Source organism: Sulfitobacter albidus (assembly GCF_018200035.1).
Lineage (GTDB): Bacteria > Pseudomonadota > Alphaproteobacteria > Rhodobacterales > Rhodobacteraceae > Sulfitobacter > Sulfitobacter albidus.
Map to the genome: position 1 here is coordinate 1,121,762 of NZ_CP073581.1, position 16,943 is coordinate 1,138,704.

Sequence of the window (16,943 nt, forward strand, 5' to 3'; positions counted from 1 at the left end):
AATGATGCGGACACACGGTACAGGAGCCGCCCATGGCACACCCCCACAGCAAACTTGCCAGCGTTGACCCGGTCTGGGACCAGATCAAGCGCGACGCGCAGCAGGCGGTCACGGATGAGCCGCTGATTGGCGGCTTTGTGCACGCCACGATCCTGCATCACCCGACCATCGAAAAGGCGCTGTCCTACCGCGTTGCGGCGAAACTGTCGTCAAACGAGATGTCGATGATGGTGGTGCGTGAGGTGGTCGAACAGGCCTATCTGGAAGACCCTGGCCTTGTGGAGGCCGCCCGCGCCGATCTGGTCGCGATATTCGAGCGTGATCCCGCCTGCCACCGGCTCCTCCAGCCGATTCTGTATTTCAAAGGGTTTCAGGCGGTGCAGGCGTACCGCGTCGGCCATCACCTGTGGATGCAGGGCAAACGCGATCTGGCCTATTTCTTTCAGATGCGGGTGTCCGAGATCTTTGGTGTGGATATTCATCCGGCAGCCAAGCTGGGCAAGGGGATCATGATCGACCATGCCCATTCCATCGTGATCGGCGAGACGGCCGTGGTGGGCGACAATGTCTCGATGCTGCATTCGGTGACGCTTGGCGGGACCGGTAAGGAGGAGGAAGATCGCCACCCCAAGATCGGCGATGGCGTGTTGATCGGGGCAGGGGCCAAGGTGCTGGGCAACATCACCATCGGTCATTGCAGCCGCATCGCCGCCGGCTCGGTCGTGTTGGAAGCTGTGCCCGCCTGCAAAACCGTCGCGGGGATCCCTGCCCGAATCGTCGGTGAAGCGGGTTGCGATCAGCCGTCGATTTCCATGAACCACATGCTGGGCCCCTGGGAAGAGTGATCAGCTGCCGTGCTCTGCGTCCTTGGCGAAGAGGCCATGCAGTGACTGTGGTGTGTCGCCTGTGACAAGAACGGTTTTGCCGCCGCTGTCTGCGGCATCCCGCAACGCTTCCATCGTGTTGGTCTGAGCAAAGAAATCCAAAACCGCTTGTGGCGCGATGCCTGTATTGCCCACAAAATCCGACAGGGCTTTGGCATTTCCTTCCGCGATGATCTCCCGAAAACGCGCGTACCCTTCTGCCTTGAGGATCATCGCCTCCTTCGAGGCTTCCGCCTCCAGCACCGCCTTGATCCGCACTGCCTCACCCTCGTTCTGCGCGGCTTCGCGCAGACGCTTGGAGGCGAGAACCCGGTCGAAGGCGGTTTTCAGGTCGGCTGAAGGCTGCGGATCGTCGACCAAGACGTTCTCGATAACATAACCGTAATCGCTGAGCCGTTCGGTCAGGGTTTCGGCCACATCCTCTTCAAACCGGCTCTTGGCGCGGAACAACTCTTCAAAACTCATCTCAGCCGCGGTTGAACGTACCTGATTGACGACGTAGGAGGCGACCTGCCGCTCGGCGTTCTCAAGCCGGTAGAAGGCGGCATTCGCGCGTTCGGGTGTCACGGCGTATTGTACCCTGATCGGGACGACCACAAAGGCGTTATCACTCGACTTGACGGTGATATCTTCTGCAAGCTCCTGTATCTTCATCGAAAAATTTGACGTCGCGATCTGGATAGGCCAGGGCAGCTTGAGCGATAGCCCAGCCTGCCGGGTCGAGGAAAAACGGCCGAACGTCTCGATGAAGCGGACGTGCTGCTGGCGTGTAATCACGATACAGGTCGCAAGCACGGCAACCAGCAGGACCGCAGCGAGGATGACAAACGGGATCGCGAAGGTATCAAACATCCGCTATGCCAGCATCGTCATGGGCGCTTCCAAGTTGTCCTTGATCGCGCCGAGCAGCTCTGCACCAAGTGCACCGTCGATGACCCGGTGGTCCACCGATAGTGTCACGGACATCACGGTGGCGACGGCCAGTTCCCCGTCCTTGCCGACAACGGGTTTCTTGACCCCCGCACCCACGGCAAGGATCGCGCCGTGCGGCGGATTGATGACCGCGTCGAAATTATCGATCCCGAACATCCCGAGATTCGAGATGGCAAAGCTGCCGCCCTGATATTCGTGCGGTGCCAGCTTGCGGTCGCGGGCGCGGGTGGCGAGGTCTTTCATCTGCGCGCTGAGTGTAGAGAGCGACTTCGTGTCGGCGTCCTGCAGCACGGGGGTGAACAGGCCGCCCTCGATGGCGACCGCGACGGCCACGTCGGACGGGGTGAGTTTCAGCACCTTGTCACCGGCCCAGACGGCATTGGCGTCGGGCACCTGTTGCAGCGCCAGCGCGCAGGCCTTGATGATGAAATCATTGACCGACAGCTTCACGCCACGCGGCTCAAGCTGTTTGTTCAGATCCGCCCGGAATGCCAGCAGCGCGTCGAGGTGGATGTCGCGGCGCAGGTAGAAATGCGGCACGGTCTGCTTGGCCTCGGTGAGACGCGTGGCAATGGTTTTGCGCATCCCGTCGAGCTTGACCTCCTCGTAATCGCGCCCCTCGTACATCTTGGCGATTGCGTCGGCGGACGGGCCGCTGGGGGCGGCTGCGGCGGCCGGGGCTGTGGCGGCGGCTTCGGCCTTGGGAGCCGGCGCGTCGGTCTTGTCGAGGTTTTCGACATCCGCCTTCACGATCCGCCCGCGCGGGCCGGAGCCCTTGATGGCGCTCAGATCGAGCCCTTTGTCAGCGGCGATGCGCCGGGCGAGGGGGGAGGCAAAGATTCGCTCCCCATCGCCCGATTTCGGCGCGGATCCTGTGTCAGAGGGGGATGGCCCCTCACCACGGCCGTGGCCCTGCGCGGGGGCGGTCTGCGCTGACGCCTCTGCGGGCGCGGCGTTTGAGGACGCCTCCGCCTTCGGCTCTGACGATACGTCGCCGATGTCGTCCGTAGACTCGCCGTCTTCCAGCAGCACGGCAATCGGCGCGTTGACCTTCACCCCTTCGGAGCCCTCGGCCACGAGGATCTTGCCAATCGTGCCTTCGTCGACGGCCTCGAACTCCATCGTGGCCTTGTCGGTTTCAATCTCGCACATCACATCGCCGGAGGAGACGGTATCGCCTTCCTTGACCAGCCATTTGGCAAGGGTGCCTTCCTCCATCGTCGGAGACAGCGCGGGCATGAGGATTTCTATGGGCATCGTATCCGCTCCTTACCGGTAGGTGACTTTGCGCACGGCCTCGATCACCTCATCGGTGGTGACCAGCGCGTGTTTTTCGAGGTTCGCGGCGTAGGGCATCGGCACGTCCTTGCCGGTGCAGTTGATGACCGGCGCGTCGAGGTAATCAAACGCCTCCTGCATGATCGTGGCGCCGATATAGCTGCCAACGGAAGGCTGGGGCCAGCCTTCCTCGACCGTGACGAGACGGTTGGTTTTCTTCACCGATTTGATGATCGACGCTGTGTCCATGGGTCGCAGGGTGCGCAGATCGATCACCTCAGCCGAGATGCCATCCTCGGCCAGCTTTTCCGCCGCCTCCAGCGCGTAGGTCATCCCGATGCCAAAGCTTACGATGGTCACATCCTCGCCCTCACGCCAGATGCGGGCCTTCCCAAACGGGACCGTATAGTCATCCAGCTCCGGCACGTCGAAAGAGCGGCCATAGAGGATCTCGTTCTCAAGAAATACCACCGGGTTGGGGTCGCGGATGGCGGTTTTCATCAGGCCCTTATAGTCGGACGCCGAATAGGGCATCACGACCTTCAGGCCGGGGATCTGCATGTACCACACGGCGTAATCCTGGCTGTGCTGGGCCGCCACGCGGGCCGCAGCACCATTGGGGCCACGGAACACCATGGGCGCGCCCATCTGGCCACCGGACATATACAGCGTCTTGGCCGCCGAGTTGATGATCTGGTCAATCGCCTGCATGGCGAAGTTGAAGGTCATGAACTCGATGATCGGTTTCAGACCGCCAAAGGCCGCACCGACACCGATGCCGGCAAAGCCGTGTTCGGTGATCGGGGTGTCGATCACCCGCTTGGCGCCGAATTCGTCCAGCATCCCTTGGGTGATCTTATAGGCGCCCTGATACTCGGCCACCTCCTCACCCATGATAAACACGTCCTCGTCGCGGCGCATCTCTTCGGCCATGCCGTCGCGCAACGCCTCGCGCACGGTCTGCTGCTTGACCTTGGTGCCCTCGGGCCAGTCGGGGGAGGTGTCGGGCTCGGGGTGCGCCATTGCCGCTGCCGGGGCGGTTTCCGACGATTGTTCCTTGTCGGCGGGCACGGGGGCAGAGGCGGGCGCCTCTTTCGCGCTTTCGATGTCGTCGGCGCTCTCGCCTTCTTCCAGCAGCACGGCGATGGGCGTATTGACCTTTACCCCTTCGGTGCCTTCCGCGATCAGGATCTTGCCGATCGTGCCTTCATCGACGGCCTCGAATTCCATCGTCGCCTTGTCGGTCTCGATCTCGGCCATGATGTCGCCGGAGTTGACGGTATCGCCTTCCTTGACCAGCCATTTGGCCAGCGTGCCTTCTTCCATCGTGGGCGAGAGGGCGGGCATGAGAATTTCGGTCGCCATTACACGGCCTCCTGCGGAATTTCGTCTGCGTAAATATCTGTCCAAAGCTCGTCGAGCGCGGGTTCAGGGCTTTCCTTGGCGAACTCGGCGCTTTCGTTGACGATGCCCTTGATCTCCTTGTCGATGGCCTTCAGATCCTCTTCGGTGGCGTGATCGCCCGTCAGCAGCATCTTGCGCACGCTCTCGATACAGTCCCGCTCGTCGCGCATTTTCTGCACCTCCTCGCGGGTGCGGTATTTGGCCGGGTCCGACATCGAATGGCCGCGGTAACGGTAGGTCTTGATCTCGAGAATGTAGGGTCCCTTGCCCGCGCGGCAGTGTTTCACCGCCGTCTCGCCCGCGGCCTTCACCGCCAGCACGTCCATACCGTCGACAGCCTCACCGGGGATGCCGAACGCCTTGCCGCGCTCCCAGATCTCGGCGCTGGAGGTCGAGCGTTGTTGCGCCGTGCCCATGGCGTATTGGTTGTTCTCGATCACGAAGATGCACGGCAGCTCCCAAAGGGCGGCCATGTTGAACGTCTCGTACACCTGGCCCTGGTTGGCCGCGCCGTCGCCAAAGTAGGTAAAGGTGACGTTATCATTGCCCTTGTATTTATCGGCAAAGGCAAGCCCCGCCCCCAGCGGCACGTTGGCGCCCACGATGCCGTGGCCGCCGTAAAACTTCTTCTCCTTCGAGAACATGTGCATCGAGCCGCCCTTGCCCTTGGAGTATCCCCCCTCGCGGCCCGTCAGCTCTGCCATCACGCCCTTGGGATCCATCCCGCAGGCCAGCATGTGCCCGTGATCGCGGTAGGTTGTGATGCGGCTGTCGCCTTCCTTGGCCGTTGCTTCAAGCCCGACAACGACCGCTTCCTGCCCGATGTAGAGGTGGCAAAAGCCCCCGATCAATCCCATGCCGTAAAGCTGGCCCGCCTTCTCCTCGAACCGCCGGATTAACAGCATGTCGCGGTAGTAGGCAGTTAATTCCTCAGCGGAGACGTTGGGCTTTTTTGCGGTGCTCTTGCGTGCGGCCATGAAGGTCCTCCCGAATGGCGCCGCATCCTGCTGCAGCGCAAAGTAGTTTAACGTTAAACTACACGATACAGGATTCGAAAAGGAATGGCGAGAGGCTTACACGTGCAGATTGATCGCGCGGCAAAAGTGTCAGCGGATGACGATTTCGTCGGCCCGCACCATGCCCAGAACGTGGCGCGCACGCTCGTCCAGCAGATCCAGATCCAGGTAGTTGTCGGACAGGCGGCGGGTGAGATTTTCCATCTGCGCCACTTCCGTGCGCGCCGCCTCAAGCTGTGCGCGCAGATCGGCGGCCTCGGCGAGAATCTCCGCGCGCCGGAACAGGCCGAAATCACCCTGCACGGCGGCAAAGGTGAAATACAGGCTCAGCGCAAAGGCGATGGCGAAAAAGATCAACGGACCAAAGGCGAGTTTGCTCATGGAAGGGGGCCTGCGATTGCTCAATAACACGGCCTCTTGGTGGGCCGTGCGAACACTATGCCACAGGTGATTCGCAAAGGGAATCCCCCGTGGCACAGGTGCGGTATTTTTGCCTAGTTCGCTTGCAGGCGGGCGGGCACGTCCGTCTCGATCCAGCCGCGCAGGACATCGGCGTCGAGGGTCTGCGTCATCTCGGCCCAGACGTCGCCCAGCCCGCGCAGACGCATCCGCGTGTCCAGCTCGTCGCGCAGGGCCTCGCCCGCGCTGTCGCCCGCCGCCGCCGCCATTGCGGCCCAGAAGTACGCGCTGGCAAAGCTGCGCGGCGCGCCGATCCCGCTGGCGTGGGCGAAGGCCGCCGTGCGCATGTCCGCAAGCGTGGAAAAGCGCATCGGATCACGGCTGGCCGCTGGGGCCGCGTCGGATTGGATCTCAAGCACCTGTTCCAGCGGCAGCCCGGCCTCCAGCCGCTCCAATAGACCCAGCGCCTGCGTGCGGCCCGCGGCCACGGCGGTGATCGCGTCGCGGTAGGCGGGGACGGGGGCGATATCGGCGAACCCTTCGGCCAGCAGATGCGCGGCCTCGGGATCGCGGCGTTGCGCCAGCGGCAGCAGGGTGGTTGCCGCCAATGACAGGTTGCGCGGCGCACCGTCCCCGGTGATCAGCGCACGGCCCACGCGCAGACGGTCGGCGTCGTCCAGGCGCTCCTCAGCGGCGGCGATCAGCAGATCGCGCGGCAGGCTGCTGCGCAGGCGCGCGCTCACGTCCGTCAGCCGCGGGGCAAGGGCGGTGATCAATGTGCCGGGATCCTCCAGCGCGGCGGCGTCAAGCCGCAGGGGCGCGGGATCAATTGTGGCCTCCAGCGTTACGCTGCGCCCGCCCTCCAGCAGATCGACGACAACCGCGCCCGCGTCCTCGACCAGCTGCGATTGGGCCGGGTTCAGCGGGCCGGGTCCAAAGGCTTGCGTCAGCGCCTGCTGTACCGTGCCCACGGCGGCCTGCGGCTCCAGCATCTGCGGGGGCAGGATCTGACGGGCCCTGTCAGCAAGCCCGCGATCCTCGATCTGGACACGCGCGCGGCGCAAAAGCACCGACGGCTCCGGCTCCTCGGTCTGCAAATTCATCCGGTAGCTGACGTAGTCGGCTTGCGCATCCGCACTCAGACGGACCAGCCCGTCGACGCTGGCCTCGATCTGCATGTCCATGGCACCCGAGGGCAGATCGTAGAGCAGGCTCAGATCCAGCCGGTCCACGGCAATATCCGTCAGGCCCATCATCCCCACGACAGGGCGCGCCTCGGGCGGGAGGCAGTCGAAATCCACCACCGCCCCGGCCAGCGTGACCGACACGCGCAGCTCATCGACCCGGTCAAACGGCGCGCCACGTACGCTTACGCGGTCCGCGCGGATCGTGCAGGCACCGGGGGCGAGACCGGGCAGGGTGGGCGCCACATCCAGCCCGGTGATGGCGATCTGCCCGCTTATCGGATCGACGCTCAGCCCGTCGTAGCGCAGATCGGCAAAGGCGCGCCCGGTCAGCACCAATTGGCTGGCGACGGCTTGCCCCAACCGCTCGACGGTGAAGAAATCCCAGAACCCCGGCGGATCGACCGCCTGCTGTGCGCCCAGAGGCGTGGCGAGGGACAGGGCGAGCGGCAGGGCAAATCGGTGCATGAAAATCTCCGGGGGTTAAAAACCTCAGCCTACCAGTGCAGCGACCCCGGGCAAGGTTTTCCCTTCCATCCACTCCAGAAAGGCGCCGCCGGCGGTGGAGATATAGGTGAAGTCCTCCGCCACGCCCGCCTGATTGAGCGCTGCGACCGTATCGCCGCCGCCCGCGACCGAAATGAGCGTGCCCGCGCCCGTGCGCCTGGCCGCATCGCGCGCGGCGGCGACGGTGGCGGTGTCGAAGGGCGGGATTTCGAATGCGCCCATGGGGCCGTTCCAGATCAGTGTTTTCAGATCGGCGAAGGCGTCGGCCACCGCCTCCACACTCGCCGGACCCGCATCCAGCACCATCTGATCCGCGTCCAGAATCGTGTCGGACGTGAGGGCGACAGTCTCATGCGCGGCCCCTTTGGCAAATTCGCGCGCAACGAGCCCGTCGCGAGGCAGGATGACCGTGCAGCCCGTGCGCTCGGCTTCGGCCATGATGGCGCGGGCCGTGTCGAAATAGTCAGGCTCCATCAGCGACGCGCCCAGCTGCGCGCCCTGTGCCGCAAGAAACGTATTCGCCATGCCGCCGCCGATCACCAACGTGTCGATGCGGCCGACGAGGTTTTCCAAAAGCGCGATCTTGGTCGAGACCTTGGCACCGCCCACCACCGCGCCGACAGGGCGCTCCGGCGTCGACAGCGCGGCTTCGAGCGCCGAAAGCTCTGCCTGCATCAACCGACCCGCGCAGGCGGGCAGGTGATGCGCCACTCCTTCGGTGGAGGCATGCGCGCGGTGCGCGGCGGAGAAGGCATCGTTGCAATAGACATCGCCCAGACCCGCAAGCCGTTTGGCAAAGGCGGGGTCGTTGGCTTCCTCACCCGGATAAAAGCGGATGTTTTCCAGCAGCAGGATCTCGGCGGCGCGGTGCTTATCCGTTGGGGCCTCGGCGGCCTCCAGCGTCTCGATCAGGCGCACATCGCGACCGAGGGCCGCCTCAAGCGCGGGCAGAACCTGACGCAGGCTCATGTCGGGCACCACGCGCCCCTTGGGCCGCCCGAAATGGGCGATCAGGATCGGCTTGCCGCCCTTGGCGAGGATATCCTGCACGGTGGGCACGATCCGGTCGATGCGCGTCGTGTCGGTAACGCGCCCGTCCTCGACAGGTACGTTGATATCCACCCGGCACAGCACCCGCTGCCCCGCCAGATCCATCTCATCGAGCGATTTCCAAGCCATCTGTCGTTCCTTCCGGTCCACGGTATCTATGGGGCGTTGTTTTGCCGGTATCCCCGGGCAGGTCAATGCACCGGCTTGGCAATCTTGCCCGTGCGGCTTAGGTATCTGCCAACGAAAGTCAAAGGAGTGCGGCATGGCCGATATCAAAGACCCCGAAAACACGATCCTGATGGAGCTCAAGGACGGGACTGTCACCATCGAGCTACTGCCGGATGTGGCGCCAGAGCATTGCGCGCGGATGAAAGAGCTCGCCCGGGCGGGTGCGTATGACAATGTGGCCTTTCACCGGGTGATCGACGGCTTCATGGCGCAGACCGGCGACGTGCAGCACGCGAACATGGAAAAGGACTATAACCCGCGCATGGCGGGCACGGGTGGATCGGAAATGCCCGATCTGCCGGCGGAATTCTCGAAAGTGCCGCACGCGCGCGGCAGCCTGGGGGCCGCGCGCTCGGCCAATCCCAATTCGGCCAACAGCCAGTTCTTCATTAACTTCAAGGACAATGATTTCCTGAACGGGCAATACACCGTCTACGGTCAGGTCGTGTCGGGGATGGAACATGTGGACGCCATCGCCAAGGGCGAGCCACCCGCCAATCCCGACCGCATGATCAGCGTGAAGGTGGCCGCAGATGCGTGATCTTGTAGCTGGCGGCTTTCTTGCGGCGCTCTTCGCGGGGCCTGCGATGGCGACGGGATTGCAGATCGAGATCGCGGGGGAGGCCAATGGCACCGTCACGGTGGATCTTCTGGAAGAGGTCGCGCCAAATCACGTCGCGCGCATCACCGCGCTGGCCGCCGACGGGAAATACGACGGGGTCGTGTTTCACCGGGTGATCGACGGCTTCATGGCACAGACCGGCGATGTCGAGCACGGGCGCCAGGGCGGCGATCTGCGCCGCGCGGGCACCGGCGGGTCGGATATGCCGGATCTGGGCGCCGAATTCTCGGATCTGCCTTTCGAGACCGGCGTGGTGGGCATGGCCCGCGCGCAGAACCCTGATTCGGCCAACAGCCAGTTCTTCATCATGTTCGACGCGGCGCCGTTCCTGAACGGTCAGTATACGGTCGTCGGCCGCGTGACCGACGGGCAGGATGTGGTGGATGCGATCAAGCGCGGCACCGGCGGGAATGGGGCCGTTGTCGGCGCACCGGACGTGATGCGCGAGGTGACCGTCATCGACTGACGGGGAATTCCGCCGTGGTGTTTGGGGCGCTGCCGGGAGACCGGTGGCGCCTTTTTTGCAGCCGCAGTTCGGGCGGCAGGGTCGGGATTGAGGTATTTGGAAAAGGGTGCAGGCAGGGGACACGCAAAAACGCCGCCGGCGGATGCGCGGCGGCGTTTTGAATCGTGTCGTAACAAGCTGGCTCAGGAAGCGGGGTTGGCTTTCTGCGCGGGCGCGGATTTGGCGCCGGGGTTCAACGGATCGTCCTGACGCTGCACGGAGCCTTCGAAATGGGCGCCGCTCTCGATCGCGATGGTCTTGTGGATGATGTCGCCCTCGACCCGCGCAGTGGAGGTCAGGCGCACCTTGAGACCGCGCACGCGGCCCACGATGCGGCCATTGATGACCACGTCGTCCGCGATGACCTCACCCTTGATTGTCGCGGTCTCGCCGATGGTCAGCAGATGCGCGCGGATGTCGCCTTCGACCGTGCCTTCGACCTGGATATCACCGGTGGTTTTCATGTTGCCGGTCACGTGCAAATCGGCGGACAGCACCGAGGCTGGAGGCTTTGCCTTGGGCGCCGAGGCCTTGAATTCCGACTGCTTGGGCGCGGGGGACGGGGAGGCCTGTGCAGCGGAGGGCGGCGTGGAAGGCTTGGCTCCGTCAGCGCCACCCGGCGCGGGATCGTTGATTTTGCTTTTAGAAAACATCGTTTGCTGCCTTGATATAGATCATTGGGTTGACGGCCTTACCGCCGACGCGGACCTCGTAATGGAGATGCACGCCGGTGACCCGTCCTGAAGCACCCATATCACCGATCCGCTGGCCGCGCGACACTCTTTGTCCAACCTTGACGCGCATTTTCGACAGGTGCGCGTAGCGGGTTTCGATGCCAAACTCATGCTGGATCTTGACCAGACGACCATATCCTGAGCCCCAGCCCGCGTGGGTCACAACACCGTCCGCCGTGGCATAGAGCGGCGTGCCGAGGCCTGCGGCAAAATCGACGCCCTGGTGCATGCGGCGACCGCCGGTTTTGGGATCTCGGCGGAAGCCGAATTTGGAGGTGAAGCGGAACGAATCCTTCACCGGATTGGCAAAGGGCGCCTTGGACGCGGCGATGCGGTAGAGGTTAAGCTTGTCCATCTGGTTGAGCAGACGGTTTGCGCGCAGCGTGTCCACGGTGGGTTCATCGCCGCGGGTGGTGAAGCTGAGCGGTGTCAGCGGGCCGCCCTGACCGGAATAGCCACGGCGCACGGTGCGCAGGATCTGGTCGGTCGGCATGCCCGCGTTTCGGAACATCCGGTCCAGTGGCGCGACAGAGACGGTCATCGCCTCTTCGAGCTGGCGGAAGATGGTGTCGTTCTGCTCCTGCATGAGCGCGATCTTCTGGGTCAGCTCGTCGGCGGCCAGCAGGGCGTCCTGCGCGTCGGCCTCGATCTTGTCGCGCTCCGCCGCGGTGCGGGCCAGCGCGTCGGCAAGGAAATCCATCGGTGCGGTATTGGCGGCAACCTGCAACTCCGCGCCGCCCTCTTCGGTCAGGCTGGCAAGCTGCGTGCGGGCCGCTTCGCGGTCTTTCATGGTGTCGCGCAGGGTGCTTTGGATCACGTCGATGCCGGTTTCGAGCTCGCGGCGGCGCGTTTCCGAATTCAGAAGTTCGGACTGCATCACGGAAATCTGGGCGAGGGCCGCGTTGAAGCGTTCCTGCGCCGCCAGCGCTTCTTCGGCGCGGGCGTCGCGCTGCGCGGACAGATCGTTGAGCCGCGCCTGGTAGGTGCGCTGATCGCGTTTGGCCTGATCGCGGAAGTTGCCCGACCCGATGCTGTCCATCAGAATGATTGCGGCGGCGACGATGGCCCAGCTGACCAACAGGGCCGATCCTGCGACCGCCAGAAGCTGGGTGCCCGGACGCAGACGGATAAACCGCGTGTCGCTGTCGGATTTCAGAAAGACGCGCCGTTCCGGGAAATACCGTTCCAGAAAGGCATGAGTTTTAATCGCGAGCTTTGTTCGCACGTTTTACCGTCCCCTTATTGTTCTACGGCTGCGCGTGTCCCGCGCGCAGCTGTTAACGGTATTGCAATATCCAGCGCGGATAGATGGGGCAACCCTTGCGACCAAAGCGGGGCAAGACCGGCACAATTTGAGGGTAAACTGGCAGAAATCCGCCGAATGCAGCAGGTTGGAGGCGGGAACTTACCCGTTCTGGGCGAGTGGCCAGTAGAAATCCGGCGGTATTCCAGCTTCGGCACGCTTCTCTTCGTTGAAGGGGGGCTTCAGCGCGCCATGGAAATATTGGCGCACAAGGCTGTGGAATTGCACCGTCGGATCCAGATCGTGGCGACCGCACAGGAAGTGAAACCATTTTGAGCCGTACGCGACGTGGTGCACCTCCTCGGCGTAGATCGTCTCGAGCGCGTCGACCGCGCCGGTGTCCTTGGCGCGCTTGAAAATCTCGATCATGCCGGGAGTGACGTCGAGGCCGCGCGCCTCCAGCACCATGGGGACGACGGCAAGCCGACCCATGAAATCATCCACCGTATCCTCGGCGGCGCGCCACATGCCGGCGTGCGCAGGCAGGGCGCCGTAATGGCTGCCTGCCGCTTCAAGACAGTCGCACATTAGGTTGAAATGCTTGGATTCCTCATCCGCGGCCTTCACCCAGTCATCGTAGTATCCGATGGGCATTTTCACATGGGCAAAGCGGGCGATGATGTCCCAGTGCAGATCAACGGCGTTGAGCTCGATGTGGGCGACGGCGTGCAGCAGGGCGATGCGGCCCTCGGGCGTGCCGGGGCGGCGGCGTGGCACGTCACGCGGGCTCAGAAGCTCGGGCGTGGCGGGGCGCGCGGGGTGCAGGGGGGGATCGGCCCGGCCGATCCGGGGCTCTGCCCCCTCGGCCCGGGCGGCGCGCCATTGGGCGGCAAAACCGCGCGACAGGGCCGTCTTTTCGCGCCCATCTGCGGTGCGCAGCACGGCATCGGCCATCTCGGCGAGCGGTTTCAAAGCGCGCGCACGGCGTCGAGGACCTCTTCGACGTGGCCGGGCACCTTCACCTTGCGCCAGATTTGCGCGATCGTGCCATCGGCGGCAATCAGATAGGTTGCACGTTCGATCCCCATGGATTTCTTGCCGTACATGTTTTTCTCGACCCAGACGCCGTAATCTTCGGTGACGCTGCCTTCGCTGTCCGAAAGAAGCGGTACGGTCAGATCATGCTTTGCGGCGAATTTGTCGTGTTTCGCCATGCTGTCGCGCGAAATGCCAAAGACCTTTGCGCCCGCCGCCTCGAACGCATCCAGATGTTCGGAAAAGCCGACGCTTTCCTTGGTACAGCCCGGCGTGTCGTCGCGCGGGTAGAAAAACAGGACAACGGGCGCGCCTTGCAGCGCGCTCAGCGTCACCTCACCGCCGCCGGTGACGGGCAGGGTGAAATCCGGGGCGGGTTGGGAAATCTCGGGCATGTGTTCCTCCGTCATAGGCGCGGGCCTTCCGGCGCGCGCGGGCCTCTGTCATAGTAGCGTGACTGCGGGAAAGTCCACCGCAAGCCGTAAGGGAAATATCAGCAGATGTCTGACAAGACCGCGCCCGACGTTCTCGCAGCGCCGCCGAAAGGCAGGCGCCTGTGGCTGTTGCGCGGTATGGCGCAGGCGGTGTGGTCGCTTGTCCTTCTGGGGGGCGTGCTGGCGGTGCTGGGGCTCTATCTGTTCTACGACCGTCCGCTGACGGCGCCCGATTGGGTCGAGGCGCGGATCGAGACGCGACTGGCGCAGGAATTCCCGACGGTGCGCATCACCTTCGGCGAGCTGCGCGTGCTGATCGAAGAGGGCTGGCGCCCGCGCGTGCGTCTGCGCGACATCCGGGTCCGCACGCCAGAGGGGCGCGAACTGGTACAATTCGCCGAAGCCACGGCAGAGGTGTCGATGGCGGCGCTGCTGGACGGGGAGGTACAGCCGGAGGCGATCCGGCTCAACGGCGTTGTGGCAACGCTCATCCGTGCGCCCTCGGGGGCGCTGTCGCTGCGCCGCGATCTGGCGCTTGAAGGCGGGGACGGTCTGGTAGGGCTGACCCCCGGCGCGGCGGTTGAGGGTATCGACGCGGTGCTGGCGCAACCCGGCCTTGCCGCGCTTGAGGCCGCTGAGCTGCGCGGGCTGACGTTGCAATTCATCGACCAGCGGGCCGAGCAGGCCTATACCCTCGACGGGGGCCGTGTGCTGGCGCGACGCACCGACGGGCGGCTCACGATCACCGCGGATCTGGCGCTTCTGGCGGGGGACGGGGGCGGCGTGACCACGCTGGCCGCAAATTTTGCCAGCCCCATCGGGCAGACCGAGGCAGAGATGGGGCTGAGCCTGACCGGCGCGCGCAGCGCCGATTTTGCGACCCTTAGCCCGGCGTTCGGATTTCTGGGCGCGCTGCGCGCGCCGATCTCGGGTAATCTGCGCACGGGCGTGCGGGATGATGGCACGCTGGCGCCGCTGACGGCGGCGCTGCGCATCGGGGCGGGGGCGGTTCAGCCCAACGACGGCACGGCCCCCGTGCCTTTCGACAGTGCGCGCAGCTACTTCACCTACGACGCGGCGGCGGGGGTTCTGGAATTCACCGAACTGTCGGTACAGAGCGAGTGGATCAGCGCCACCGCCTCGGGCAATGCGCAGTTGACCGGGCTGCGCAGCGGCGCGCTGCAAAATCTGACCGGGCAGATCGAGGTGCGCGCGATCCGGGCCAACCCCATGGCGCTTTTCGAGGGCGGCGTGCAACTGGAAAGCGCCCACGTTGATTTCGCGCTGACGCCCGAGCCGTTCGAGCTGCGGCTGGGGGAGTTGGTCATCCGCGATGGCCCGATGACCGCGCGGGCCTGGGGGACGCTGGCCGCGCGGCCCGATGGCTGGCAGCTGTCGCTCGATGCGCGGGCGCCCCGGATCACGCCGGCGCGGGTGCTGGCATTCTGGCCGCCCACGCTCAAGGCCAAGACGCGGGGCTGGCTGGCCGACAATTTGCTGGAGGCCAACATCAGCAACGCCGATTTTGCGCTGCGGCTGGCCCCCGACGCCGCGCCGCGCAGCTTTCTGTCGTTCGATTTCGACGAGGCGCGGGTGCGGGTGCTGCGCGGACTGCCGCCGATCAGCCGCGCGCGCGGACACGCGAGCCTTGAGGCCGCACGGTTTGTCATCGCGGTGGCCGAGGGCGAGATGCAGGCGGCGCAGGGCGGGGTCCTGAACCTCCGCGATTCAGCATTCGTCATCCCCGACACCCGCGTGCGCCCCAATACGCCCGCCGAAGTGACACTCAACACAAGTTCCAGCCTGACGGCAGCGCTCTGGACGCTGGATCAGCCGCCCATGCGGGTGTTGCAGCGCGTGGGGCTGGGCACCGATCTGGGCGCGGGGCGGGCGCAGCTGTCGGGCACGTTGAAATTCCCGCTGCGACGTGGCGGCAGCCCGGCGGACGTGCTCTTTGACGTTGGCGGCACCTTGCTGGAGCTTGAAAGCGACGCGCTCATCAAGGGCCGCCGCCTGGAGGCGCCGTCGCTGTCGCTGCGCGCGACCAACACAGGGGTCGAAATCGGCGGGAGCGGCACGCTCGACGGGACAGCCTTTGACGGGCAATGGCGCCAGCCCATCGGACCGGGAAGTGCCCGGAGCAGCTGGGAAGGTTCGGTGCGCATCACGCCGGAGGCGCTTGCGCAATTCGGTGTGGCCCTGCCGCCGGGCACGCTGTCGGGGGCGACACAGGCGCAGGTGACGGTGGATCTCGCGCGCGGCACGCCGCCAACGCTCACCGCACGGTCGGACCTGCGGGGCATGTCGGTGGCCGTGCCGCAGATCGGCTGGCGCAAATCCGCAAACACCGCGGGGCAGCTGCGGGTCGACGCCGTGCTGGGCGCGCGCCCTTCGGTGCCGCGGCTGAGCCTCGCGGGCGCGGGGCTGGAGGCGGCGGGCAGCGTGACGCTGGCCCCGGCGGGCGGATTGGAGCGATTGCGGCTCGACCGTTTGCGGGTGGGCAGCTGGCTTGATGCGCCGGTGGATCTGCTGGGGCAGGGCGCGGGGCGCGCGCCGCAGGTGGTCGTGCGCGGCGGGAGGCTCGATCTGCGCAGCGCGCCCTTCGGCGGCACGCGGCAAGGCCGCGCGTCGGGGGATGCCGGGCGCGGCGCACCCGAGGCGCAGGCACCGATGCAAGTACGGCTGGACCGGCTGCAGCTCACGGACACCATTCATCTGGCCAACCTGCGCGGCGAGTTCAAAACCGCCGCCGGGCTGGATGGCCCGTTTCAGGGTCTCGTCAATGGCGGTACTGCGATCACCGGGCGGGTCGTGCCGCAAAACGGCCGCACCGCGCTGCGGGTGACGACGCCCGACGCGGGCGGCGTGCTGCGCTCTGCGGGCGTGCTGCGTCAGGCAGTGGGCGGCGCGCTGGATCTGACGCTGACGCCATTGGGGGCGGGCGGTGCATTCGACGGGCGCATGACCGTCAAGGGTGTGTCGATCAAGGACGCGCCGTCGATGGCCGCGCTGGTCAATGCGGTTTCCGTCGTCGGCCTGGTCAACGAGATGAACGGCGACGGCATCTATTTTGACGAGGTTGCCGCGCGGTTCCGCCTGACGCCGGGGCGTGTGACGCTCTCCGAGGGATCTGCCGTGGGCGCCTCGCTGGGGATTTCGATGGACGGGGTGTTTGCCACCGATACCGGTGACATCGCGATGCAGGGGGTGATCACGCCTGTCTATCTGCTCAACGGGATCGGATCGGTGCTGACGCGCAAGGGCGAGGGGCTGATTGGGTTCAATTATTCGCTGGGCGGCAAGGCCAAGGATCCCGAAGTCTCGATCAATCCGCTGTCGGCGCTGGCGCCGGGGGGGCTGCGCGATGCGTTCCGCGCGCCCAAGACCGAGCTGCCGCAGATCGAGGGGGCCACGCCCGCACCCGACGCGGCGCCGGAGCCGCCCGCGCGCAGACCCATTGCACCCAATGCCGGAGACCGCTAGGCCC

The 16,943-nt window shown here is 65.2% G+C and carries 15 protein-coding genes; 4 read left to right on the plus strand and 11 right to left on the minus strand.

From position 1 onward, the window contains the following. Window positions 1-32 precede the first annotated feature (32 nt). Entirely contained in the window at window positions 33-845 is an 813-nt protein-coding gene (cysE, locus tag KDD17_RS05290) for a serine O-acetyltransferase (protein ID WP_212705608.1), read from the plus strand. Here the strand turns inward: cysE and KDD17_RS05295 are convergent, their stop codons facing one another. From KDD17_RS05295 to KDD17_RS05325, 7 genes are all read right to left on the minus strand, one after another. Further along, entirely contained in the window at window positions 846-1,736 is an 891-nt protein-coding gene (locus tag KDD17_RS05295) for an SPFH domain-containing protein (protein ID WP_212705609.1), read from the minus strand. Window positions 1,737-1,739: 3 nt separating this feature from the next. Next, the gene (locus tag KDD17_RS05300; protein ID WP_212705610.1) at window positions 1,740-3,074 is read right to left on the minus strand and encodes a pyruvate dehydrogenase complex dihydrolipoamide acetyltransferase; all 1,335 of its coding nucleotides are present in this window, start codon (window positions 3,072-3,074) and stop codon (window positions 1,740-1,742) included. 12 nt (window positions 3,075-3,086) lie between these two features. After that, a complete protein-coding gene (locus KDD17_RS05305) occupies window positions 3,087-4,460 on the minus strand; it encodes a pyruvate dehydrogenase complex E1 component subunit beta (RefSeq protein ID WP_212705611.1) in 1,374 nt (457 codons plus the stop codon). Next, window positions 4,460-5,476 (minus strand): pyruvate dehydrogenase (acetyl-transferring) E1 component subunit alpha, encoded by a 1,017-nt coding sequence (gene pdhA / locus KDD17_RS05310; protein ID WP_212705612.1) that lies wholly within the window; start codon window positions 5,474-5,476, stop codon window positions 4,460-4,462. Before pdhA ends, KDD17_RS05305 begins: the two co-directional genes overlap by 1 nt. A 129-nt stretch (window positions 5,477-5,605) precedes the next feature. Then, the gene (locus KDD17_RS05315; protein WP_212705613.1) at window positions 5,606-5,896 is read right to left on the minus strand and encodes an FtsB family cell division protein; all 291 of its coding nucleotides are present in this window, start codon (window positions 5,894-5,896) and stop codon (window positions 5,606-5,608) included. Window positions 5,897-6,009: 113 nt separating this feature from the next. After that, window positions 6,010-7,566, minus strand: a complete 1,557-nt coding sequence (locus KDD17_RS05320; protein WP_212705614.1) for a hypothetical protein — start codon at window positions 7,564-7,566, stop codon at window positions 6,010-6,012. A 24-nt stretch (window positions 7,567-7,590) separates the two neighbouring features. Beyond that, window positions 7,591-8,784 (minus strand): phosphoglycerate kinase, encoded by a 1,194-nt coding sequence (locus KDD17_RS05325; RefSeq protein WP_212705615.1) that lies wholly within the window; start codon window positions 8,782-8,784, stop codon window positions 7,591-7,593. A gap of 133 nt (window positions 8,785-8,917) precedes the next feature. Between KDD17_RS05325 and KDD17_RS05330 the strand changes: the two genes are divergently transcribed. Together KDD17_RS05330 and KDD17_RS05335 are read left to right on the plus strand one after the other, a co-directional pair. Beyond that, complete coding sequence (locus tag KDD17_RS05330; RefSeq protein ID WP_212705616.1) at window positions 8,918-9,424, plus strand: peptidylprolyl isomerase; 507 nt, start codon at window positions 8,918-8,920, stop codon at window positions 9,422-9,424. Then, window positions 9,417-9,971: a peptidylprolyl isomerase gene (locus KDD17_RS05335; protein WP_212705617.1), complete on the plus strand. Its 555-nt coding sequence runs from the start codon at window positions 9,417-9,419 to the stop codon at window positions 9,969-9,971. The genes KDD17_RS05330 and KDD17_RS05335 overlap by 8 nt, the downstream gene beginning before the upstream one ends. Window positions 9,972-10,153: 182 nt before the next feature. On the opposite strand, the gene KDD17_RS05340 is transcribed toward KDD17_RS05335, so the two are convergent. The 4 genes from KDD17_RS05340 to KDD17_RS05355 all read right to left on the minus strand — a co-directional run bounded on the left by KDD17_RS05340 (window position 10,154) and on the right by KDD17_RS05355 (window position 13,417). Beyond that, on the minus strand, window positions 10,154-10,663 hold the full coding sequence (locus tag KDD17_RS05340; protein WP_212705618.1) for a bactofilin family protein: 510 nt from the start codon (window positions 10,661-10,663) through the stop codon (window positions 10,154-10,156). Then, window positions 10,653-11,969, minus strand: a complete 1,317-nt coding sequence (locus KDD17_RS05345) for a M23 family metallopeptidase (protein ID WP_212705619.1) — start codon at window positions 11,967-11,969, stop codon at window positions 10,653-10,655. Before KDD17_RS05345 ends, KDD17_RS05340 begins: the two co-directional genes overlap by 11 nt. Before the next feature lie 180 nt (window positions 11,970-12,149). After that, window positions 12,150-12,941 carry a ferritin-like domain-containing protein gene (locus KDD17_RS05350; RefSeq protein ID WP_431358148.1) on the minus strand — a complete coding sequence of 264 codons (792 nt, stop codon included), beginning with the start codon at window positions 12,939-12,941 and terminating at the stop codon, window positions 12,150-12,152. A 14-nt stretch (window positions 12,942-12,955) separates the two neighbouring features. Further along, the gene (locus KDD17_RS05355) at window positions 12,956-13,417 is read right to left on the minus strand and encodes a peroxiredoxin (protein ID WP_212705621.1); all 462 of its coding nucleotides are present in this window, start codon (window positions 13,415-13,417) and stop codon (window positions 12,956-12,958) included. A 105-nt stretch (window positions 13,418-13,522) separates the two neighbouring features. Between KDD17_RS05355 and KDD17_RS05360 the strand changes: the two genes are divergently transcribed. Next, entirely contained in the window at window positions 13,523-16,939 is a 3,417-nt protein-coding gene (locus KDD17_RS05360) for an AsmA-like C-terminal region-containing protein (RefSeq protein WP_254796895.1), read from the plus strand. Window positions 16,940-16,943: the final 4 nt, after the last annotated feature.